The sequence below is a fragment of the Barnesiella sp. CU968 genome, assembly GCF_905219685.1.
GTDB lineage: Bacteria > Bacteroidota > Bacteroidia > Bacteroidales > Muribaculaceae > Lepagella > Lepagella muris_A.
This window is the reverse complement of sequence record NZ_CAJMXD010000362.1, coordinates 1-2,959: the sequence shown is the minus strand read 5'-3', so window position 1 is coordinate 2,959 and position 2,959 is coordinate 1. Positions and strand designations below refer to the sequence as shown.

At 34.5% G+C, this 2,959-nt stretch carries 2 protein-coding genes; both read right to left on the bottom strand.

Features of this window, described 5'->3' with window-relative positions:
* Positions 1 to 1,137, bottom strand: a 1,137-nt coding sequence (locus tag JX312_RS11505) for a glycosyltransferase (protein WP_204458084.1), incomplete at its 3' end; no start/stop codon positions are given.
* Between the two features lie 19 nt (positions 1,138 to 1,156).
* Positions 1,157 to 2,281 carry a hypothetical protein gene (locus JX312_RS11500; RefSeq protein ID WP_124031251.1) on the bottom strand — a complete coding sequence of 375 codons (1,125 nt, stop codon included), beginning with the start codon at positions 2,279 to 2,281 and terminating at the stop codon, positions 1,157 to 1,159.
* Positions 2,282 to 2,959: the final 678 nt, after the last annotated feature.

Here is a 2,959-nt window from a genome sequence, read left to right as displayed (position 1 = left end):
ATTCTCACTATTAAACCTTTTGGAACACTCTATTGCATTCTTCATCATGCAAATCCTCAAATCTTCACTATCCATTAGTTTTTTCATATGTTCAACATATGCTGCAACATCACTGTCTTCAACAATATATCCATTTTCTCCATTAATGATAATGTCTTGAAGTGATTCATATGTGTTGAACGCGATTGGGATACACCCGAACTGCTGGGCTTCAGTCAATGTCAACCCCCAGCCTTCCGATTTACTTGTCATCATGAAAATCGAATCCTCTAAATAGAATTTTTGGGGAATTTGTTCTCCTTTAAATACTACATTAGGTACGGAATGTTTTTTTACAATATCTTCATACTGTTTCCGGTTTGGACCATTTCCAACTATCTCCAACGACCAGTTTCGATATTTACTATCTTGCATTATTTCACGCCATATAGCGATACTTAGACTTATCCTCTTTGAAACTTCATCCAGCCGACTGACTATCAGAACACGTTTCTTTTTTTTAAACAAATCGGCTGCATCCGCGAATTCATTGAAAGTCAGAGCATTAGGTATAACCGTAACTTTATTATCCGAAAGATGAACCTTAGCATAAGATGAAAATTTGTTTTTAAAACCCTCCGACAAAAGAACCAACCGGTCTACATTTTCATATGCCTTTCTATACAACCATGAAAACCGAGATGCCTTTATCTTGAAATAAGGCATAAACAGTATTTGCTTTAATGCAATCTTTTTATATACAGCTGATCCATACCTCAACATCATGAAAGCATTACGATAACTGAATATGCGCTGTTCCCATCCGGGCTGGAAATGATGTGCCAATACTATCCCCACTTTATCTCCCAAATGCTTTCTCAAACTGATAGCCGCCTCAAATTCCCCTTGGCAAATTACCCATTCTATACCGTTATCGAATATATATTCAGACAATTTTTTGTTTATATTATGCTTATTCACCTGAATCTCACGATTTTCGAATAAACCAACCCTTTTGTCCGTGTCATTTAGATAATAAGCCGAAAAGCATTTACACCCATAATCTCGTTCCAAGGCACTGGCAATGCTTGATGTGATTCTTTCTGTTCCACCCTTTGTAGCCAGAACCTGAGACCGTGTTATAAAAAGAATATTCATATATTATCCAAGCAAGTGATCATTTACTCAAGCTATTTAGTAAAACCTTTCTATCGAGCACTACAATCTTTGTCATGATAACCCATATCAGCATGTTTCCGTAGCATAACAACATTGTCCATATAGACTCCATTATGCCATAACATGCCATACTTGCAAAGATAGGTAACAATGCCGCATTACTGACATTAATCTTCAGGATGGTCTTTATCCATAAATAACTTGAAATTGCCAATCCTAAAACTCCACCCAAGAATAAAAGATGCAAATAAGAATTATCAATTGTCAGTTGATTTATCATATCCGTACCGATAAGATAATCACGTAAGGTGCATTGATTTATAAAATCCATATATAATCGGAGCCTTCCTGATGTAAGAATGTCAATGATAATATTTGTATATCCTATCTTAGCAAGATACAATATCAAAAACAAAAAAAACAATGGAAAAAAAGCAAGAATATGCTTTGCCTTAACGAATGTTCTCACTATTGATTCTGATTTCAAACACCATACACACAATATAAATACCATCATGCTCATGACGAATGTGCGCGATAAGGTTATAGAATATATTAAGAATGTCAACCCGGCAATAAAAACACAGAAAATTCGATAATGATTCTTTTTAACCATCACATAAGCATTGATTATAAAAGAATAAATAAACATTGCCAGCCGATTAGGATTGCTGAAGCCCCAGTCTCCCCTTTTTCGGACATTCTTAATCTCTCCCTCTGCATAGAACTCGTATTCAACCATATTGTCATTAGTAATCCCCAAATAGTTCATAATCCATACTGCAATAAAAACCATTAGTATTAAACCTACATTAATTCTTGCAAAATCACGGACGGAAAGCCTATCCGCCACCAAATATGAAGTAGAAAAGATTAAGAAAAGGTTTCTTGTTGCCGGATTAACTATGGATATGAGAGCTATGGGGATAAGAATCTTGACATAGTTATTAATCCGCATGGTCAATAAAGCTGCCATGACTATAATATAAAACAATGCGTCAAGATATACAGAGCGAAAGTCCAATACTGCCATATAAACAAATCTGATATGGAATAGAACCATAAGCAATATAGCTAATATATCAGAAGATTCCGCTTTTCGCAACTCTTTTGTCAATTCCATATCTCTATGGCAACAGTGGTTACTAATATACATATGAAAACTATGCCTCATTAGACAACTCCATTAGTTCTTTCCTCAGAATCTTATAATTCTGAATCCCGGAGCTCTCTGTCGAAGTAAGATAATTGTTTATATATTTAATCCTTAAATCTTCATTCACTTTTTTAAATTCCACTTCATTTAAATCCACTTTACCAAGAATATAATATGATAATCCAAGAGTTTCATGAGCCAATAGGTCAAGTGTTTTTTTAACATGACCTAATTTTATATAATCTTCGGTAGCTACGAATGCTATGGGTTTATTTGATAAAAGCGCATAAGATATTGAATTGCAAACGTGCAAAGTAACCATTCTCGCATTGAAAACCAAATCATCAGTCTTATATTTTATGATACTTCTGTTCCCAAACTCTCCTCCACTATAATCAGACTTTGGATGTGCAGCTATTACCACCGGCATCCCATATTTTTCCTCAAGATAATCAAAATATCTCCTCATCGTTTCTTGATATTTTTTCCCATCCGGTAATCGCTTAATTTTGTAGAAATGCTTCAAGTCACTATGAAATGGAAAAAAAATATCGCAAAAAACTATATAATCGCCTCCTATTATATTTTCATGAGNATTGAANTTATAATTTTCATAATCAGGGTGATTAATGGCATCTGTACGCT

Excerpts from the sequence above, each read along its gene's own strand:
- JX312_RS11500 (WP_124031251.1), bottom strand. The coding sequence starts at position 2,281 with ATGGAATTGACAAAAGAGTTGCGAAAAGCGGAATCTTCTGATATATTA.